The 19,706-nt window shown below is 53.3% G+C and carries 11 protein-coding genes; 2 read left to right on the top strand and 9 right to left on the bottom strand.

What is annotated here, in order from left to right:
• Positions 1-101 precede the first annotated feature (101 nt).
• From hpf to fliW, 7 genes are all read right to left on the bottom strand, one after another.
• On the bottom strand, positions 102-641 hold the full coding sequence (hpf, locus tag JMG82_RS05310; protein ID WP_201353904.1) for a ribosome hibernation-promoting factor, HPF/YfiA family: 540 nt from the start codon (positions 639-641) through the stop codon (positions 102-104).
• 106 nt (positions 642-747) lie between these two features.
• The gene (locus JMG82_RS05305; RefSeq protein WP_201353902.1) at positions 748-1,176 is read right to left on the bottom strand and encodes a type IV pilus modification PilV family protein; all 429 of its coding nucleotides are present in this window, start codon (positions 1,174-1,176) and stop codon (positions 748-750) included.
• Positions 1,176-2,081: a pilus assembly FimT family protein gene (locus JMG82_RS05300; protein WP_201353900.1), complete on the bottom strand. Its 906-nt coding sequence runs from the start codon at positions 2,079-2,081 to the stop codon at positions 1,176-1,178. Before JMG82_RS05300 ends, JMG82_RS05305 begins: the two co-directional genes overlap by 1 nt.
• The gene (locus tag JMG82_RS05295; RefSeq protein WP_201353898.1) at positions 2,078-2,788 is read right to left on the bottom strand and encodes a type II secretion system protein; all 711 of its coding nucleotides are present in this window, start codon (positions 2,786-2,788) and stop codon (positions 2,078-2,080) included. The genes JMG82_RS05300 and JMG82_RS05295 overlap by 4 nt, the downstream gene beginning before the upstream one ends.
• Entirely contained in the window at positions 2,782-11,178 is an 8,397-nt protein-coding gene (locus tag JMG82_RS05290) for a LamG-like jellyroll fold domain-containing protein (RefSeq protein ID WP_201353896.1), read from the bottom strand. The genes JMG82_RS05295 and JMG82_RS05290 overlap by 7 nt, the downstream gene beginning before the upstream one ends.
• Positions 11,179-11,453: 275 nt before the next feature.
• Positions 11,454-12,203 carry a pyrroline-5-carboxylate reductase gene (locus JMG82_RS05285; RefSeq protein WP_201353894.1) on the bottom strand — a complete coding sequence of 250 codons (750 nt, stop codon included), beginning with the start codon at positions 12,201-12,203 and terminating at the stop codon, positions 11,454-11,456.
• Positions 12,200-12,604 (bottom strand): flagellar assembly protein FliW, encoded by a 405-nt coding sequence (gene fliW, locus JMG82_RS05280; protein WP_201353892.1) that lies wholly within the window; start codon positions 12,602-12,604, stop codon positions 12,200-12,202. Before fliW ends, JMG82_RS05285 begins: the two co-directional genes overlap by 4 nt.
• Before the next feature lie 97 nt (positions 12,605-12,701).
• Between fliW and JMG82_RS05275 the strand changes: the two genes are divergently transcribed.
• Positions 12,702-13,349, top strand: a complete 648-nt coding sequence (locus JMG82_RS05275) for an outer membrane protein assembly factor BamD (protein ID WP_201353890.1) — start codon at positions 12,702-12,704, stop codon at positions 13,347-13,349.
• A 300-nt stretch (positions 13,350-13,649) separates the two neighbouring features.
• Complete coding sequence (gene lon / locus JMG82_RS05270) at positions 13,650-16,073, top strand: endopeptidase La (RefSeq protein ID WP_201353888.1); 2,424 nt, start codon at positions 13,650-13,652, stop codon at positions 16,071-16,073.
• Positions 16,074-16,142: 69 nt separating this feature from the next.
• Here the strand turns inward: lon and JMG82_RS05265 are convergent, their stop codons facing one another.
• On the bottom strand, positions 16,143-16,517 hold the full coding sequence (locus tag JMG82_RS05265) for a response regulator (protein ID WP_201353886.1): 375 nt from the start codon (positions 16,515-16,517) through the stop codon (positions 16,143-16,145).
• A 4-nt stretch (positions 16,518-16,521) separates the two neighbouring features.
• The gene (locus JMG82_RS05260) at positions 16,522-19,704 is read right to left on the bottom strand and encodes a nitrate- and nitrite sensing domain-containing protein (RefSeq protein WP_201353885.1); all 3,183 of its coding nucleotides are present in this window, start codon (positions 19,702-19,704) and stop codon (positions 16,522-16,524) included.
• Positions 19,705-19,706: the final 2 nt, after the last annotated feature.

The raw sequence follows: 19,706 nt of genomic DNA, 5'->3' as shown, positions 1-19,706 counted from the left end.
TGGTCGTTTCGCAAGCGGCTTGGGCAGCCGCATAAAAAAAGGCCGAGGGGTTAGCCCCTCGGCCCTGCCTTTTGCTCACCGCGTCGGCGGCGTCGATGCAATCAATAGAGGCCGAACCGTCCATCGCTGCGGCGGTAGAGGACGCGCATCTTGCCTTCGATATCGTTGAAGACGATGAACTGGCGGTCGGGGCTCTCTTTGAGCAGATTCAGCGCTTCTTCGATTTCGAGGGGTTTGTAGAGTTCCAGCTCCGCGGGAACGATTTCCGCGCTGTCGTCGGCGAGCGCCGCGGCGATTTCCGCCTCGTGGGCCGCCGCCAGTTCGTCCGGACGGACCGACTTGTGCTCGGTCACTTTGTCGTGGTGGCGTCGGAGCACCTTGTGGGCGCGGTCGATGGCCAGATCGATCGCGGCGTAGACATCCTTGTCTTTCTGGCGGATGACCACCGTGTTTTTGTTCGACATATTGATGACAAACTCGACGCTGTACCCTTTTTTGCCGTTTTTCTCGTCCGCGTCGACGACGACGCGGGTAGAGATGATGTCGAGATTGTATTTTTTCAATCCATCAATGGCACTCTCGATGTGCTGTTTGATGGCGTCGGTCAGCTCGAAGTGGCGACCTACGATGCTTATATTCATCGTGAAACTCCTTTTTGATGTTGATTACCTCACCGTTATATCGGCTTTTTCGTACAGGATGGTAATAATCCCGCAATTATATCCAACCGACCCTTAAGCGAGACCTTTAAGGCTTCTGGATCGTCCGTCTGAAAAATCTGACCTTTTCGTTCGAATCGGGGATGGTATAGGAGACGGACGTGTCGATGAGTATGGTCCCGTTCGATTCCGCCGTGGCGATGCCGTTGGCGAGAATATGCGAACAGGGCAGGCCGTTGCCGATATAGTAGAGTGTCATGTTGATATCGTAGACCGGAGAGCCCTGCGGGTAGCGCAGATTGATTTGATCGATACAGTCGGCCGTGTTGTCGTGGCCCGATACCGCCAGCAGAGCGAATTCGGTCGCGCTCCTGGCGAGCAGCTGCGCCTGCTCCTGCATGTAGATGTCTCCCGTCTGCTTCTTCGTCTGCGCCGAAAGCGAGTACGCAAGCACCATGAGTGTGGCCACAAGCACCATCAGAAATATCGCCGAAAGGAGTGTGAAACCGCGTCGCATCAGAATACCACCTTCTCTTTGCAGAAGGAGATGTTTTTGTCGTAGAAGTGTTCCCCCACGCAAAGTTTCAAACGTATCGAATCTCCCATCTGGATAAACTTGAATGTCGAGACATGCTCCATGAGCAGGCTGCTGTTGGCGTCCTGGTCGAACCTTTCGGCATACCAGGGCTGGTAATTGTAGTAGAGGCTCAGGTTGCAGTCATCCGTCACGCCTGACGGGCAGCTCGGTACGAGCGCGTAGGCGGTCCACGCCATTTTGTAATGCTCGTAAATCTCCTTGGATGTGGTGCCGTCCACGAAATTGAGTGTCGTCTCGTCCTGTTTTGTAACCGGAAACGTGTAGTTGTGGTCGGCATGGGGATGCCAGCCGTAGGATGAGACCTTGTAATCCCCCACATGGCCGTCCATGACGATGGCTGGGGCGCTGGCCGCCGTCGCAAGGGAGATAGTGTTGTTGGAGAGTGTTTTGATGATGTTGTCGGCGTAGCTCAGATGGCTCCCGGGTGTCGCGACATGGGTTTTGTTGCTGTCGTCCAGATCGATGAAACCGCTCCATCCCGGTACATTCATCGTGCCGTTCCACTCCCCCTTCAGGGCTTCGTCGGCATACCCGATCCACTCGAGGATATGGTAACTCTCGTCCGCGTCCCCCAGAAACTTGTACTGGCTCAGGTTGGAATCCTTTCGCGCGATCGTACTGTCCTTGATGCGGTACTGCAGCCGCCTGGCGATCTGCTCTAGGGCCAGTTCCGTTTTGGTCTGTAGGGTGTTCATAGTTCGGGCGATGATGTAGTTGTCGTAGATTTTGACGAAAATATCGGCCCCTATCATCGCGATGATGCCGAATATGAGGATCACCATGATCAGTTCGATCATCGTAAAGGCGTGTCTGATGGCTTTCATTCGAATGTCCGGTGCAAAATTTTGTACTCTCCGATATTGGAGGAGAAGGCGTAGAGTTTTATGACGCCTTCATCGCTGGTGACGGTCGTCTCTATCATCTTGATGTTGGTCATCTGATTGATGTTCGTGTTTGAGATGTCCGCGTTGAGTGTCGTATTCACGTCGTAGCCGAAATTGTCCGTGACGTAGTAGACCTTCGTGCCGATCGTATAGTCGAACTTGTAGTCGCGGATTCCTCCCCCCGTCAAGGTGGTGCTGCTGTTGGAGAAGTCGTCGATATCGTCCGCCAAACCGCCGTCGTCACTGTCTGCTCCAAGCGAAGCCGGAAGTGTGGCGAAAGTGCTGACAGTCGGGTCGTTGAGGTAGGTGTAATCGAAAAATTTTCTGCGGTACTCCCCTTTGAAATGGCCTTTGCGGCGGTTGGAAGTGCCGGAGGTCCTGTTGAGGTCGGCGGCGCCCTGGGTGACATCGCACACTTTGGCGAATCCCCCGTTGAGGGTCTGGTTGGTATCCGTTTCGTCCCAGCGGTATCCCAGTATGTTGACAAGCGAGGTCACCCCCGCCATGATTCCTTCCTGCTGCGTCGAGAACGCACTGCTTCGCTCCGTCTCCATCAAAATCAGGGGCACCGACATGAAGACGATGCCGATGACAACGATGGAGACGAGCAGTTCGATGAAGGAGAAGCCCCTTCTGCTTTTTACCATTCGAGTCTCCTGTTGCTCTTGCGGCTGCCGTTGGTTTCGACCGTCTCACCCCGCTGGCCGATGCCGGACCACTCATCGACCGGCAGGTTGAATTCGACATGATACTTCGTCCGTCCGTCCGCGTAGAACCTATTGTATTTCAACCACTCGGAGGGGCGTGTATTGATCTGCGTTCTGTAGAGCTTGGACGATCCCGTGTAAGTGACCGTCGGGACATAGACGCCCTGGGCGAACGAAGCGTTGATGTCGTTCGCCACGTTGGTTCCGCCATTGATTTTGATCAGCGGGTCGAGCTGATTTTTCTGGGTGGCGTTCATGTCGAAGAGGACTCCAAGGTGGGCGCCGCTGTGGTTCGTGTTGACCCACCAGAAGACGTCGTCGGAACTTTCGGGCAGACCGGCCATGCCAAACTGCGAACAGTCGGCTTTGTCGTCGTTGCAGAAGACTTCGATGTAGATGGGCGTCTCGATTGTCGTCGTGCTGCTTCGATAATCGGGCGCATGCAGGCGGGCGTACCAGAATCTGGCGATATTGTCCGCATCGAGCGGCGACGTGCTTTCGGGCACGTCCACGCGCCCCAGATAGTTGTCGATCGAGGTCCGGCCGTTTAGGGTGTCCATGTCGAGCGGATAATAGGCATGGGTTTTCGTTCGCGCAACATTGACGAGGAAATCGATGTCGGCTTCACCGTTGCTAAAGTTCGATTCACCCACCACATAGTCGATGCTCGCCACACCGCCAGCCGCTATGGAGAGGGTGTTGATGGTTGTTTCGCCATCCACCTTCCAATTGAGCACGTAGGGAACGGTTTCGGCGCTCGCGAACGTGAAATTGGCGTCGATGGAGAGGTTGACGTCATCGGCGTAGCATCCGCTTTTGAACGCTTCGGTCACGTTGCCTTCCAGGTTCAAAGACCTCAGTTTTGCATGGATATTCGTATGCATTGCATCCAAATCGTTGGCCATGTACGTAAAACCGTTGCCCTGATTGTTGACGGTAGTCTGAACCTCGATCTTGTCGGGAACGAAGATGAATTTCGCTTCGCCCTTGACGGCGCAACTGACGAAACTTCCGTTCTGATCATCGTCGGAGGAGCTGTTGCAGTCATCGTTGGCCACATCAACCTCCGACCAGTTGACATCCCTGACCCGTATCGTGACGATACCGACATCGTCGAATTTGTTGTTGGGTATGGCGGCCATGTCTCCGTTTGTGAAATTGAAGTCGTAGAGATGGACTTTGACGCCGGTCGGATCGGAGAGTTTGTAGTCGATGCACCCCTTCTCGTCGAAAATCGAGATGGTCGCGAGGGAGGTGTTGCCATCCTCGAGTTCGCCCGCTGAAAGTACCGTTGTGTAGCCCGGGGTGCCAAGTGCCGTCATGCCGTCGGTGGCGTTGGCGTCCAAAGCGAAAGTCTGCCCCGCTTTGACGACATAGTAGTCACCGCTTTTGGGCAGTCCCGTATCGAAATCGATGCGTTGTGGCCTGAGGGCGAAGTGATCGCCGAAGGGGCCGTAGAATGCCGGCGCGTCGGCGTATTTGGTCACCGTTCCGTCCTTGTAGCTCATTCTGAAAAGCAGACAGAAGCCGACATCTTTTGCGGCGATGGCGGAGGTGATGTTGCGGTCGGTGACCCAGTACATGCCGCTTCCGATGGGGATATACTCGTTCGATACGATGCCAAAGTCGGGCGTCGTGGTACTCGGGTCGCGGTCGAAGCCGGCAAGCGTGGCCATGCTCATGTAGGAGTCGCAGGTGCCTCCCTGGGGAATCAGATTGTTGTCCACCAGCGCGATGGCGGCGACCGTGAGGTTGACATCCGGGTAGTTGGCGGCGAATGTCGCGAAAGTGCTGTTGGAATCGTCGATGCTGATGTTCAGGTCGAAAGGATGGTTGACGATTTTGGTGCCCATGCTTATTCTGCCCGGGTCACGTATGTCTCCTTGCAGTTGTGTCCACTGGAAGACGACCGGCGGCGATTCGACCGAGGCGCTCTCCTGCCGCTGTGTCGCGTCGGGATAGCCATACGCGGCGAGGGTGGGGTTGGTGAAATTGATGTAGGCGATGTTTTCGAACGTCTTGTTCAAAACCGCTCTCGTGTTGACTTTGACTTTGAATTCGATCCACGTGACATTGAGGGCGGGGAAATAGCCTTCGTATTCGTCTCCCTCTCCTTGGTTGAGTTCGTTGCTCAGGTCGATCGTCAGTTTGGTGTGTTCCTCTTCGCCGCTTCCTTCGGTGGTGACGTTGTAATCGCTGAACGAAGCGTTCCATACATCGTCGTATAGCCTGTTGTTCGTTTCGTTGACATCGGTTCCGAAATAGCTGGAGATGTAGGTTTTGCCCTCATCTGTCAGTACCCTGTGGTCAAAGACGCCGAGGGTTTCGAGGTGGTGGGCACAGTCGTTGATGCTTTCGGCACTCGTGTCGAGTCCGGCACAGAGAGGTTTGGTATTTGTGACAACTTTCAGATCGGCTGTCGAGATGTTGAAATCGACCTCTTTGGGCAACGGGTCCTCGATAATGACGTTGCTCGCCTTTTCGTCGCCTGTGTTGACGATGGTGATACGGTAAATGATTTCACCGCCTCTTGAGATGTTGACGTCCGAACAGGATTTGTATGCCCCTGTCAGTTTGTCCTCGACGAAACACTCTTTGTAGGAGTCGATGAAATCGGGGTTGTATATCTGGGTCGAAATACCGATGGCCGTCGGGAAAGATTGATCGAAAATTTCGTAGGAGCCATCTTTCTGTCTGCCGACGGAGAGCGTGATGTTGGTATCTTGCTGCAGATGGCCGAAATAGATTTTGTTGATGGAAAAATCCGAACTGATATCGAATTGATCGAGGTCGATGCCGATATTGTAATCTTGGTCTGGCACTCTGTCGGATACATCGGACCCCGCACGGGAAATGGTGCCGTTTAGGACATTGTTTTCAGGGTTGAGGGCATCGGAAATCTTGACTTCCGACGAAACGTTGTTCTCTTTCGAGACGATACTGATACTGTCGAGTTCGACATTACGCTCACCGCCGGCTGCGAACAGCGAAAGTCTCGAGTCGATGTCGCCGAATTTGGGCGTGATGAATCCGCTAACAGGTATGGTAAGTTTTTCGTAACCAACGCTTGCCGGGAGCAGTTTTCTAAATCCGTCGAATATATTGATGTTTTTGTAAACCTGTTCCCTGTGTGTACGGTGGTCCACCTCGTAGAAGACGACGAGATTCCATCCGGCGAAATGGCCGAATTTGATATTGTCCGGCTTGATGGTTCCGTTACTGTCGAGTACCGGTGTTCTGATGAAGATATCTTTTCCGGTATTGGCCTTTATACCTCCCACCGCGTAGGTTCCGCCATAGGTTCCGCGGCTTTGGTTGACGTCGTTGAGTATATCCGTGACGTCGACCGAGGCCGAATAGATGCGCCGGTAGGTGTCGCCCGCATCTTTGTAGTAGTAAAAATAGGTGTCGTTGTCGTCGGCCGTGAGAGTATGCGTGTTTCCATCCGGTGTGTAGAAAGTGATCGTTTTGAAACCTTCATCCTCTCCTTCGTCCGAAGCATCTCCTTTTGCGCCATGCAAGTGTCCTGTCCAGTAAAGTCGTGCAAATTGTACTTTTTCATAGGATTCGAGGTTGAGATTGGCACTGGATTTGTTGCCCGAAACATAGGTGGCATTGATATCGGCGAGCTTGTCGCCACTGGATCCGCTGCCCTCCAGGTTGCTGTTGCCGATAACCAGAAGGTCGCCGTAGAAGGTTCGGTTTTTCCTCAGCGTGAAATCTTTGAATTTCGATTTGTCCCATCCTGTCCCGACGGAGGACTGCACATTGACGTCCACGCTGCTTCGGTTGTTGCCCAATCTCGTCTCTGCGGTTGTAGTCGAGACATTGGCTTCGTTGTGTATCGGTTTATCCACAGTCGGGGTGACCATGATGTAGATATTGCCGTCATAGACGGCTGGTAGCGAATCGCGCTGGCATTCGATGGTATGGCCTATCGTATTGCATGTCCAGTTGGCATCGTCATTGGCGATGGATGTGATGTTCAGCGTACTCTCTATCTCGTCCACGACTTTGATGTGGTTGGCCATGCCGCTGTTGTTTTTGATATTCAGTGTGTAGAGATAGGGTTCGTTCTGATTGGGCTCGTCGTTGTCCACTGTTTTGGCGATGGAAATGTCCACCGGATATACTTTTACGTTTTTCGTTTTCCTATTGTCCTCGGGGAAATCGTCCACAGGCGAAGTTGCGATATCAGCTTCGCTGCTTAGAAGAGGTGAGGAGGTGATGACTTCATTGGGAGCGCGCATTTTGAGTGTTATGGTTTTTGTTTTCCATGGTTTGAACATGGCTGATTCGTTGCCGTCGGCATCGAAATAGCAGGAGAGACGGGAAGAAGTTCCGTCAAATGAACAGCTCCAGTCGCTTGTGTAGTTGATGTCGAGCACATCGGCCCTGTTGTCGATATCTACGGTCAGATTCACCTCTTCAATGGGATAGACATCGATGTTTTGTATTTTGATGGTATAGTCGAAGGGATTCTCTGCATATATTTTGTTTGGCGATGCGCTGAATGTTTTTATGCGTGCGTCAGCGCCGCATGCGGGACAGACTCTTTCGCTGCCGTTGAAATTTTTGCCACTGTCTTCGTTTTGATATATATCCTGGATGGTGGCGGCGTCGAGTACACTATCAAAAACTTTGAATTCGTCGAAAGCGCCGTTGGCAGATTTTTTCTTGGCATAGGTTGATGAATTGCCGCCGATATAAAGAGGTCCCACGTCTGCGATGTCCGTCGTCCAGGATTTGTTCAAACTACCCGCTATCAAGCTGCCGTCGACATAGATTTTGATTTGATGGGAGTGTTGATCGAATGTCAGTGCGATATGGTGCCAACTCCATGCACCGTAGGTCAGTTTGTTCGAAGTTTCGTAAGTAAAATCATCATCAGCAGAGTCTTCAAAAGCAAATTTCAATCTGCCTTTATGCAAATACAAATAATAATATTTGTGTCCGTGGGTCGTTGAACAGTCGAAAAGTTTCTGATTATCAGCTTTTTCCCATTTGACGAAACTTTTGAACCAGAACATGATGGTGCCGCCGCTTCCCAAATCGTTGATGTCGAGGCTGGTTTTGATTTTGTTGTTACCACTGTTGTTTTTATTGACTCTGATAGCCGAACAGACTTTACCCTTTAAAACTTTGCCGACTTTTTTTTCTGTTGTGCCGGGGAAACGTCCATTCTCCTCTTTGACAGTACGCTGCTTCCATTTGATATGGCAGTCGTCCATTCGCCATTCGGCATAGGTCGCGAAATCGACGATCGTCACACTTTTTTCCGCGCTGCTTGGATCGGTGTTGTTCGCGTCCGCCTGCACTCTTGCGGTGACTACCTGGTCGCTGTCGACATTGGCGGTTGTCGCTTCGACTTCTGCTGTAATCTCGTCACCGTCCGCAAGTTCGGAGGTGTTGCACTCGACAGACTTGTCGACGATGCGGCAATAGGAGGGTGCGGAAAGGAGCGAAAGGGAATCGATCAGATCGGGCCTGTCGAAATCGAATGTCGCATTGACCTCGCCGGCTGGCGCGTAACCGTCGTTACGTACGGTGAAGTCGAAAACGACTTTGTTGGTTTCGATGACACTATCGAGCGAACTGGACACAGAAGTTGAAAGATGTGCGCCTTCAACGGTTGTTGTCCAGCTGTCTTCATTGTCAACCGTCAAATCGGGATTGGCTTTCAGTTCGGGTGTATCGTTTGTAACGAATATCGAATTGACGATATTCGAACCCAGCGATATGTCATCTTTGACCCTGACGGTGATATGCAAATCGTCCGCGCTGTGATTGGGAGCGATCGAAGAGGCGTAGGTACATGTCAGAAGATTCCCCGGGATGGATGCGGGGCATGTCCAGTTCGAACCCGATGCACTGACGAACTCCACTTCCAGCGGCAGAGGGTCTGTGATTTCGATGTGGGTCGCTGTGGTACTTGGTCTTGTCTGATTGTTGACATTGTCCCGCGGCCAGTTTCGAACGCGAATGGTATAGGTCATTTCATGTCCTGGACCGGTGGCGGAATCGCCGGTTTTGGTGATGGAGGGATTGGCACCCCGTACCCACGTCGTCTCTTCATCGTGATTGTTGCCACTGTTGCCGTCCGAAAGTGTTGTGGAAACGTCGAGACTATGGACAATACCGTTTTTATTGAAGCCTGTTGTATCAAAAACCGCCGCATCGAAGGCTTTGATCAATACGCGTACGACTCGTGTGTAACCCTGGGAAATCTGTTCGCCGCTCTTCATCTGGCAATGGACGTCTCTTCCGCTGACCGAACAGGTAAAACGACTGTCGATATTGTCGATTTTCGACCCCCTGAAAGAGGCACGGTTGACGTCACTTGGAAGTGAAAATGTCAATTCGGCATTGGTGACGGCAGGAGCATTCCTCTCTCTGATATAAGCGTAGCAGACATAGTTCCCACTGATGGCGACATAATCCGTGCATTGAAGAATCGCCTGAATATCGACATTTTGAACATGTACGGTGGCACTGTCCTGTCCCCTGTTGTGTTGATTGTCCTCGGCCACGGCGGTATTGGTGTAATTGCCGGCAGAACTAGCGGCATCTGCCCAAATTTTCATGGTTTTGGTCTGGTTAACAGCGATATCGCCAAGATTGCAGGAGGAGAGTGTACAACCGGCCGGTTCGATTTTTGTGACACTGAAACCTGCGGGGAAACTGCTGTCATCGACAAGAACATTGTGTGCGGTGTCGAATCCGTCGTTCGTGACCTCAATCGTATATACGACCTCGCCGCCCGGTGCAACGTAGGAGGGAGAAACCCGTTTGTCAACGGAAAGATGGGCACCACTGACTCTCAATGTCGCATCGTCACTCCATGAACGGGTTGCATGGGTAGAGGTTGTCTCTGCGGTATTCGTGTAGGTGCCCAATGAAGTCGGAGCTTTGACATGGACTGTGATATCTTTATGGGCATTGTTGCTCAGCGAAGAAAAATTACAAGTGACTTTGCGTCCGCTTTTGCTGCATTCTGAAGGCGAGAGACTACTGATGGAAAAACCGGAAGGAAGGGTATCTTCCATCTTGACGCCGGATACCGTGGCCCCTGTCTTGTTGGTGACACGAATGGTGAACGTTGCGTCGTCTCCGGGACCCACTTCGGTCGGACTGACGTTTTTGCTAATCGACAGATTGACAGCATAAATGGTTTTCCATCTCGATGAAGAGATATCGGAAGGATTGCCCGCTGAAGTGGTTTGGGCACTGAAAACGGTTTTGTATGAACGGCTGCTGCTTACTTCCGGTGCCCGTGCTTCGACTGTTATTGTGGGTGAGTAGCTTCCCGCATTGAGCGTATAGGGACCGCATTTGAGTTTTTTCCCGCTTAGAGTGGTGCATCCGCCGTTTGACGTGATGGTGAACGCATCATCGAGATCGATATAAAGATAGGTGTTTTGGGCTGTTGCGTCTCCGTTGTTTTTGACGCGGTATTTGAACGTGGTTTTTTCACCACTTGCGACACTGTACGCCGACACGGTATTAGCCTGAAGTTTGACCCCTCTGACATGCAGGCTGACACTGCTGGTTTTGCTGCTGGCATTGTCAGCCGTTATTTTGGCGGTGTTTGTGGCATCGCCCGGCTCTTTTGCTTTGGCGTAGATTCTGAATGTCTTGCTTGCGCCCGCATTCAGGTTGCCAATGGTGCATGTCACCTTTTGACCGCTTTTCGAGCATCCCGAAGAGTAAGAGGTGATGTCGAAAATGGAAGGAACGGTGTCGGTTATCTTCGTTCCTGTCGCAGTGGCATCCCCCGTGTTTTGGGCTTTGAGTGTGAATGTGACCGAATCGTTGACATTCATGTCGGTCGTGTTGGCTGTTTTGGTGATTTTCAGTTTGGGTTCTTTGGGGGCTTCTACGGTCGTTGTGACGGTTTTGACATTGTTGCTTGTGTCACCGTCTGTGGTGTCGGAATCTGCGTGGGCTGTCAGATTGATGGTTCCGCCGCTGTTGGGGGCTGTTCTTTTGACTTTCAGGGTTGTCGCCGATGTACCCGCGGGAAGAGGTGAAGCGTAAGTGCAGTGATTGCTGGAGCAGCTCCAGCCGCTTCCTGAAATTTTGGTAAGAGAAAGAGAGGAAGAGGAAGAGAAATCGACATAAACATTGAAGGCAGAAACGTCCGCGCTCGAATTTTTTATATTGACAGTATAGGTTATGTCTCCGCCTGCCGATACCGGGTCTGGCGAGTCCGTCAAAGAGGTGATTTCGATATCCGGTTTACCGGATACTCCGCCGTACACCCATGTTTGTACGAATAATATACCCAAAATCAGTGAGAATATCTGTTTTAAAAGACTCTTTGTCTTCATTCTTGTCCCCTTCGGCTCTTGAGGGCGGGAAAAAAAAGAGAAGTGCATAAAAATAGCGTATTGTTGTGTAATTTATGCATCCCAACCACCCACCTTGATATCTATTTTAACCGCATGGCGGTAAAATGCTTCTTAATGTTAACGACCTTGAACAGTGGACGGGAATTTGTGTCTACTGTCCCATTACGGAAAGAGTATCGGCACAAAATTGAAAAGCTTTAGGGTATTTCGAAAAAAATATCCGCAAAAAAAGCCGGCATATGAAGCCGGTGAAGTCAGAGGGTCTTTTTGTAGGCTTTTTCGACGGCTTCGATAAAGGCGTCACGGGCGCCTGCGGCTTCCAGCGCCCCGTATCCCGCGGCGGTGGTGCCCCCGGGGCTCATGACGGCGTCTTTTATGAGGGCGGGATGACTGTGGGCGATAAGCGGTGCGAAACCGGCGAAGAGGCCTTCGACCAGCTTCATCGCGTCGGCGCGCCCAAGACCCTCTTTGACGGCGCCGTCGGCAAGCGCTTCGGCTACCAGCGCCAGGTAGGCCGGGCCGCTGCCGGCGACGGCGGTGGCGATATCGAGCTCCTTTTCGCTCTCGACCCAGAGGGTGTTTCCGATGGAGGCGAAAAGGGTCTTGGCCTCCTCTTTTTTGTTTTTCTCGCCCGTGAGGGTGGTCATGGAGGCGAAATACTCGGCGGCGAGATTGGGCATGGCCCGGATGTAGCTTTCCGCTTTCAGCGCCTTTTTCAGCGTTTCGATATCGGTGCCGGCGAGGATGGAGTAGATGGCCGCCGCTTTGCCTCTGAGCTCTTTGGCGACCTCTTTGAGGGCGTGGGGCTTGACGCATAGAATGAGGGTCTGCCCTTCCGTTTCGTACTTTTCAAGCAGGGCCGTTTTGGCGTGTCTGGCCAGCTGCCGCGTGAAGTGGAGGAGCTTTTCGCCGTCACGTCCGACGATGGTGAGTTCGTGCTCTTTCTCGAGGCCTTTGGCCAGGGCGAGGGCCATCTTTCCCGGGCCGACGATTGTCAGTCTCATTTTTCACTCTCCGCGGATTCGAGATAGTGTTTCAGCGGCTCGGCGAGCCCGTAGTCGGAATAGTTGGCGGAATCAAGAACCACCTGCCCCATCGTCCCTTTCGTTTTGTTGAATACGAGGGGGGCGATGAAGTTGACATGGGAGTTCTCCAACGGCGTATCGACGATCATGATGTTCAGCACCATCGCGTCCTCCTCCTTTTCGAGCGCCAGTTTCTTTTCGGCGCTTTCGGGGAGCTCGAAAACATAGTCGCCGCGCAGCGCGCCGGGCTGTATCAGGGTGAAGGCGGGCGTTTCGCCCCGCTTGTTCCTTAGAGTGTAGAATATTTCGTCGATCGGTTCAAGTTCGACCTCTTCGAGAGTGTCGAAACCCAGTATAGGCAGGACCACTTTGAAATCCATGGAGAGGCATCCTTTAATGCGGTAGTAATAATATATCGGCTAAAATCGATCTATAGTTTATTCCAGACAACCTATGACAATACTGAAAAGGCAATCGATGCAGCGAATCGCTCTGATATTCGTGACGGGAGTTTTGACGATGGTGTTTTGGGCCGGCTGCGGCGCGAAAAGCGAAGAGGAGTACGAAAAACCGGCTCTTTACTGGTACCAGAAGATGATGAAAAAGATCGCGTCGGGGAACCTGGAGAAGGCGGACAACATCTTCACGTCACTGGAGAGCGAACATATCAGCTCCCCCCTCATTCCCCAGGCGATGTTGATTTTGATGCAGGCCCACATAGACAACGAGGAGTATCTGCTGGCCAACTTCTATCTTGAAGAGTACATGAAACGCTACGGCAGCTTCAAGAACCGGGAACTGGCCGAATTCATACAGATCAAAGCCGCTTTCTACGGCCTTCATTCGCCCCAGCGCGACCAGAAGCTCATCTCCGACACGCTGATTCGGGCGAGAAACTACATCGTCACCTATCCGAAAGGTGAGTTCACGCCGATGGTCCACACGATGGAGGTGCGGCTGGAGATGACCCGCTTCCTGCTCAACGAAAAGATCGCCCGGCTCTACGACCGCCGCGACAAACCCAAAGCGGCGGCCATCTACCGCAAACGCAACGAAGCGAGCTGGATAAAAGCCGACGACATCGAGCCTCCCTCCGGCGGATGGTTCGGTTGGCTGTTTGAATGACCCACGCGAGGTAACAGGCCAAACGTTATCTTGCATTCTTCGGTTTTACAGCCTCAGGGGTGACGGAGACGGACACCCCTCCGCCAAAGCGTGACTTCGCTCATGCTTTGCATACCATCCGTTGAGAGCGGATGGAGGAGGTGACGCAAATGTGACGGCATGCCGACGCATTAGAGCGGCCTTGACAAACGGAACAAAAAAATATATAAACTTACAGGAAAATAAAAGTGCCGCCAAAGCGGCCTTTGCCCAGATTATCGACATATTTAGAACAGATTTTTCATAAAAAAGGATTTTTATATGCAACTTAGCGATTACAGCGCTTTTCCCGCCGATATTCCGGTGATCGTCGAAGATGACCTCTTTTTGTATCCCTTTATGATTTCCCCGATATTCCTCAGCGACGAGAAAAACGTCCAGGCGGCCGTGGAAGCGGTCGAGACCAACTCTTTGGTCATGGTCTGCCCGACCAAACCGGGGCACGAGGGGGAGAGAAGCTTCGACGCCATCTACAATGCCGGCGTCATCGGTTCGATCATGCGGAAGGTGACGCTGCCTGATGGACGGATCAAAGTTCTTTTCCAGGGGCTCGCTCGGGGGCGCATCATCGAAGAGGTCAGCCGCTCGCCGCTGATAGCGAAGGTGGACGTGATCCACGCGAAACCCTACAACGAACTGAAGATCGAGGCGCTTATGGAGGTGCTCAGGGAAAAGCTCAGGCAGCTTTCGCAGGTGAGCAACCAGTTCCCGCCCGATCTTGTCCGCACCATCGAAGAGAACCATGAACCCAACCGCATCGCCGATCTGATCTCGAGCACGATCAAGATCAAAAAGCCGGAAGCTTACGAACTCTTCATCGAAGAGGACGTGGAGCAGCGGCTTTTGCTTCTTATCGATCTCATCAGTGCCGAAATCGAGGCGAGCAAGCTGCAGAAGGAGATCCGTTCCAAGGTCCACAGCCGCATCGAGCAGGTGAACAAGGAGTATTTCCTAAAAGAGCAGCTCAAGCAGATTCAGCAAGAACTCGGCACCGACACCCAGCGGGAAGAGGAGATCGAGGAGTACTACAAAAAACTCGAGGCCAAAAAGCCCCATATGAACGAGGACGCCTACAAAGAGATCAAGAAGCAGATCGACCGTTTTTCGCGGATGCATCCCGACTCGGCCGACGCCAACATGATCCAGGGGTGGCTTGATTGGGTGCTTGAGATCCCTTTCGGGAAAATGGCCAGGAAGCACCTGAAGATCGAGGATGTCCAAAGACAGCTCGACAAGGACCACTACGGGCTCAAAAAACCGAAAGAGCGGATCGTCGAATACTTTTCGGTCCGCGAACTGGCGGAGCTTCGGGGGGTGGCCGACAGCCAGATCAAAGGGGCAATCCTCTGTTTCGCCGGACCTCCGGGCATCGGCAAAACCTCTTTGGCCAACTCCATCTCCAAGGCGCTCAAGCGCAAGCTGGTTCGCATCGCCCTGGGCGGGCTGGAAGATGTCAACGAACTGCGTGGCCACCGGCGTACCTACATCGGCGCGATGCCGGGGCGAATCGTGCAGGGGCTCATCGACGCGGGCGAAATGAACCCCGTGATGGTTCTGGACGAAATCGACAAAGTGGGGCGAAGCATGCGGGGCGACCCGACGTCGGTGCTGCTGGAGATTCTCGACCCCGAACAAAACAGTGCCTTCAGGGACTACTATCTCAACTTCAACATCGATCTGAGCCAGGTGATCTTCATCGCCACGGCAAACGACGTGGCATCCATTCCGGGACCGCTGCGCGACCGGATGGAGTTCATCTTTCTCAGCAGCTACACGCCCCAGGAGAAGTACGAGATCGCGAAGCGCTATCTGATTCCCCAGGAGCTTCGTAAGCACGCGCTGAAAAAGAGCGAGTTCTCGATTACGAAAGCGGCGCTGGAGATGGTGATCGAGAACTATACAAGAGAGGCGGGCGTGCGCAATCTCCGCCGGCGTATCGCCGACATGATCCGAAAAGCCGCCAAAGAGATTCTCAGCGATCCGACTATCCAAAAAGTGACGGTGAACGTGAAGAATCTGCAGGAGTTCCTCGACAAGCCGATATTCGAGATCGACCAGAGCGACAAGGTTCCGACGGTCGGCGTCGTCAACGGCCTCGCCTGGACGGCGGTGGGAGGCGACGTACTGAAGATCGAGACCATCAAGATCAAGGGCAAGGGAGGGCTGCAGCTGACAGGAAGCCTCGGCGACGTCATGAAGGAGTCGGCGCGCATCGCGCTCAGCGTGGTCAAGACGCTGATCGACCAGGGCAAACTGAAGATCGACGAGCGGATCATTCCCAAAACCGCCAAAGAGCGGGAAGAGAAGATCAAGGTGGAGCCGAGCGAAGTCTACAAGCGGTACGATCTGCATATCCACGTGCCCGAAGGGGCGACGCCAAAAGACGGGCCGAGTGCCGGCATCACGATGGCGACGGCGATCGCGTCGATCTTTGGCGAGTACAGGGTGCGTCCTGACGTGGCGATGACGGGCGAGCTGACGCTGACGGGCAAAGTGCTGCCGATCGGCGGGCTGAAGGAGAAGCTGATCGCCGCTTACAAGGCGAAGATGAAAACGGTGCTCATTCCCGCCAAAAACTACAAAAGGGATCTCGACGATATCCCGGACGTGGTCAAAGACGCATTGCGGATCGTTCCCGTTTCACATGTGGAAGAGGTGCTCAAAGAGGCGTTGATTATCGAATGACGGCGCCGTCATGGGCCAAGAAGAGAGGGCGGGGGAAACCAAAAGGCGGTTTTTTCCGCCTTTTTTGTTTCAAAGGGAGGTGAGGCGTTCGATCTTGCCGACGATATCCTGTTCGCGGACCGGTTTGGCGATGAAGTCGTTGGCGCCGCTGTTGAGCGCTTCGGTCTTTTTCGACTCGTCGGTCGTCAGGACGATGACGGGGATGTTCTGAAGTTTCGGGTCGGAATTCATGATCTGCAGGACGGAGATACCGTCCATGATCGGCATGATGATATCGAGCAGTACCACGTCGATATCATCGAGATCGCGCAGGAGCGTGATCGCTTCCTGACCGTCGGCCGCTTCGATGATCTCGCCGATATTGGGATGCTTCTTGAGCATGGCTGCCATGAGCTTCCTGTTGATCATATCGTCATCGACAACCAGCACTTTGATTTTGCCCATTCGGTTATCCTTCGTGTTTCATAAATTTTTCGATGATCAGTCGTATCAGGTCCCGGTTGACGAGGTTGATGATCACTTCGTCGCAGAAGCGGCGCTCGTTTTCGTCCACCTGCGTCGCCGGGTCGGTCATGAGGATGAGTGCCGCCTGGGGCGCGCTCATCTTCACTTCGCGGCTGAGGGGTTCGAGTGCCAGCCCCTCCGTCTCCTTGTCGACAAAGACGATGGCGACATTCTCGTTCAGTTTGTCCCCGAGCTCCTTGGGTGATTCCGCCATGTCGACTTTGTAACCGAGCTGATGCAAAAGATTGGCGAAAATTTTACCCTCTAACGGACTTTTTTTCAAGACAAGGATCGTATCGGCTTTCGCTGTGTCGCCGGGAGCCGCCGTTTCCTCGGTCGCCAAAGCGGCCTCTTGCACCTCGTCGAAACTTACGCTCTCCTGCGGTGCCGTCGCGGCGGCTGCCGCCTTCTTGCTCTTTTCCATCCGTTTTGCCGCGCTTTCGGTAGGCTCTTTGGTGTACATTTTGTCGCCGAGGAACTTTTTCAGGATGGAGACGATCTCTTCTCTAATGAGCGGTTTGGTCGTGTATTCGTCGAGACCCTCCGCCAGGAACCTCTCCCTGTCGCCTTTGAGTGCGTTGGCCGTCAGGGCGATGATGGGCACGTGGGGAATGTCTTCGTCCTCTTCGTAGTCGAGAATCTCGTGGGTCGCTTCCACCCCGTCCATCACCGGCATCGAGATATCCATGAAGATGATGTCGTAATCGCCGTTTCTGCGCTTTTCGAAAGCTTCGAGACCATTGTCCGCCAGTTCGACGGTCAGCCCCAGGTCTTCGAGGGTCCGCTTGATGAGTTTCTGGTTGATCGTATTGTCCTCGGCCACGAGCGCCTTGGCGCTGAATCCGATGTGGTCGATGTCCAGAAGCGGACGTCTCGCCTCTTTGGTCACTTCGGAGGTCGCCGCTTTCAGCAGCGAGATCATTTTCGTCACGTTGACCGGTTCGTAGATGATCTTTTCGCAGTGGAGCCTCAGTGCCTCGATCCGTTTCTGCTGGGTCGATTTGATGATGACGTTGCAGTGAATCGGCGTTTTGCCCATTTTCCTCAGATCGCTGTCGGAGGCGTAGTCCGCGTCGATGAGCGCGGATTGCGCCTTCTTCTCCGTGGCGAGTTTTATGAGCTCTTCGGGCGCGCTGAAAGGAATGAACTGCGCGCCGAAGTAGTCCAGGTACTCCTTGATGTACTCGTCCTGCTTCTTGCTCTGTGAGGGCGAAGTGAAGAAGGCGACGGAGACGTTGGTGAAGTGGTCTCTGAGATCTTCGTTCATCTGCGGGAGTTCTTCGAACTCGATCGTGAAGAAGAATTTCGTCCCTTTGCCCAGCTCACTCTCGAGGTCGAGTTTGCCCCCCATCAGTTCCGCGTAACGTGCGGAGATAGTCAGGCCAAGACCCGTGCCGCCGAATTTGCGTGTGACGCTCGTGTCGGCCTGGGAGAAGGCTTCGAAGATGTGCGCTTTCTTGTCCGGCGAGATACCGATGCCGGTATCTTCGACACTGAAGCTGATGGCGCACTTTTCGGGATCGCTGGCGTGGACCTTGCGGATCTCCACATTGATCGATCCGCCCTGGTTCGTGAACTTGACGGCGTTGCTCATCAGGTTGATCAGGATTTCCTTGATCTTCGTCGGGTCGCCCTTGATGGGCTGGTTCAGACGGGGATCGATGAAACAGGCGAGGTTGACGTGCTTTTCGGCCGCTTTGACGGCGTAGATTTCGACGGCGCTCTCGAACTCTTCGATCGGGTTGAAGACGATGTTTTCGATCTCGACCTTGTTGCTCTCGATCTTGGAGAGGTCGAGAATGTTGTTGATGATCTCCAGAAGGTTTTCCGAGCTCTTTTCGATGATGCTGACGAACTCTTTCTGCTCCCCTTTAAGCTCGGTGTTTTTCAGCAGCTCGGTAAAGCCGACGATACCGTTAAGAGGCGTGCGGATTTCGTGGGACATGTTCGCAAGAAAGAGCGATTTCGCTTCGCTCGCCTCTTCGGCGCGCTGCTGTTCGCGGCGCGTCTCTTCGATGATCGCCTGCAGCAGCGCGTAGGCTTTCGCCGTGCCTTCCGGCGTGTCGAGGTTGATATCCACTTTCTGATTGGTCGATTCCGCCACGTTCTGCAGAATGGTTTCGAGGTTTTTGATGTTCTGCGTAATTTCTCGGCTGACGATGAAGCCGATGATCGCCAGGATGATGGAGATGATCCAGAGCGCGCCCGACGCGACGGCGATATACATCTGCTCCTGCAGCGTTTCGGCCGTCTTGCGGTTCATCTCCTTCATGATCACCTTCTGGGCGTTGACGAGGATGGAGATCTTTTCGGTGTTGAGGTTGAACCACAGTGTCGGGTCGATCGTATAGTATCCGTCGTTGATGGAGTGGAGAATTTCGGTGCGTGCCTGCGCCAGTTCGTCGAAGATCTCTTTGGCCTCGTCGTTCTCCAGGATTGTCCGGATCCTCTTTCTGAGGTTTTCATCCCCGATGAAGCTGTATTCGTACGTATCGGCCTTGCCGATGTAGTGGATCCATTTCTGCAGCTCTTCGTCGCTCATTTTCGTATAGCGCGTGAGGATGTAGGACATGAATCCGCGTTCGATGCCGCTCGCCTCTTTCGCCTTGGCGAAGCTGATGAAGGCTTTCGCTTCGTTGGTGATCTCGCTGTCGGGTCCCGTCGAACTCACCGCGTCGATTTCGTCCAGCAGCGCCTTGATCAGGACGGAGTAGTAGTTGAAGAAGGCTTCGTCGAACGTGATCTCCAGCGTATCGATCTGCTGGCGCTTTTTGTGGAGAATGCCCAGCAGCATCGTAATCAGTTTCTTCGGGGCGATTTCTGGATGCTGGGAGAGGTAGCTTTTGAGCCGGCCGGCGACCTTGTCCACCTCTTTTCTCTGGCTGGCCAGGGACTCTTTGATTTTTTTCCCGTTGGAAGCGATGTAGATGGATGTCATGCCCCGCTCTTTGGCCAGCTGCGTGGCCAGGTCGTTGATGATGGAGCTGTAGACCATCCTTTCGTTGAATGTCTGCCCTTTGAAATAGTTGGTGGAGGACTGATAGAGAAAATAACTCGCAAATCCCAACAGAAGCAGGATGGGAATCAGTGATATCAGTTTGAGTTTACTTCGAATACCTACTTGCATGC

This window comes from Hydrogenimonas urashimensis (assembly GCF_016593255.1).
Lineage (GTDB): Bacteria > Campylobacterota > Campylobacteria > Campylobacterales > Hydrogenimonadaceae > Hydrogenimonas > Hydrogenimonas urashimensis.
Note: the sequence above shows the minus strand (reverse complement) of the source record. Positions and strands in the feature narration are given on the sequence as shown.

Excerpts from the sequence above, each read along its gene's own strand:
- JMG82_RS05265 (WP_201353886.1), bottom strand. The coding sequence starts at position 16,517 with ATGGGCAAAATCAAAGTGCTGGTTGTCGATGACGATATGATCAACAGG.
- fliW (WP_201353892.1), bottom strand. The coding sequence starts at position 12,604 with ATGGATTTCAAAGTGGTCCTGCCTATACTGGGTTTCGACACTCTCGAA.
- JMG82_RS05300 (WP_201353900.1), bottom strand. The coding sequence starts at position 2,081 with ATGAAAGCCATCAGACACGCCTTTACGATGATCGAACTGATCATGGTG.
- JMG82_RS05290 (WP_201353896.1), bottom strand. The coding sequence starts at position 11,178 with ATGAAGACAAAGAGTCTTTTAAAACAGATATTCTCACTGATTTTGGGT.
- JMG82_RS05305 (WP_201353902.1), bottom strand. The coding sequence starts at position 1,176 with ATGCGACGCGGTTTCACACTCCTTTCGGCGATATTTCTGATGGTGCTT.
- hpf (WP_201353904.1), bottom strand. The coding sequence starts at position 641 with ATGAATATAAGCATCGTAGGTCGCCACTTCGAGCTGACCGACGCCATC.
- JMG82_RS05260 (WP_201353885.1), bottom strand. The coding sequence starts at position 19,704 with ATGCAAGTAGGTATTCGAAGTAAACTCAAACTGATATCACTGATTCCC.
- JMG82_RS05295 (WP_201353898.1), bottom strand. The coding sequence starts at position 2,788 with ATGGTAAAAAGCAGAAGGGGCTTCTCCTTCATCGAACTGCTCGTCTCC.
- JMG82_RS05285 (WP_201353894.1), bottom strand. The coding sequence starts at position 12,203 with ATGAGACTGACAATCGTCGGCCCGGGAAAGATGGCCCTCGCCCTGGCC.
- lon (WP_201353888.1), top strand. The coding sequence starts at position 13,650 with ATGCAACTTAGCGATTACAGCGCTTTTCCCGCCGATATTCCGGTGATC.
- JMG82_RS05275 (WP_201353890.1), top strand. The coding sequence starts at position 12,702 with ATGCAGCGAATCGCTCTGATATTCGTGACGGGAGTTTTGACGATGGTG.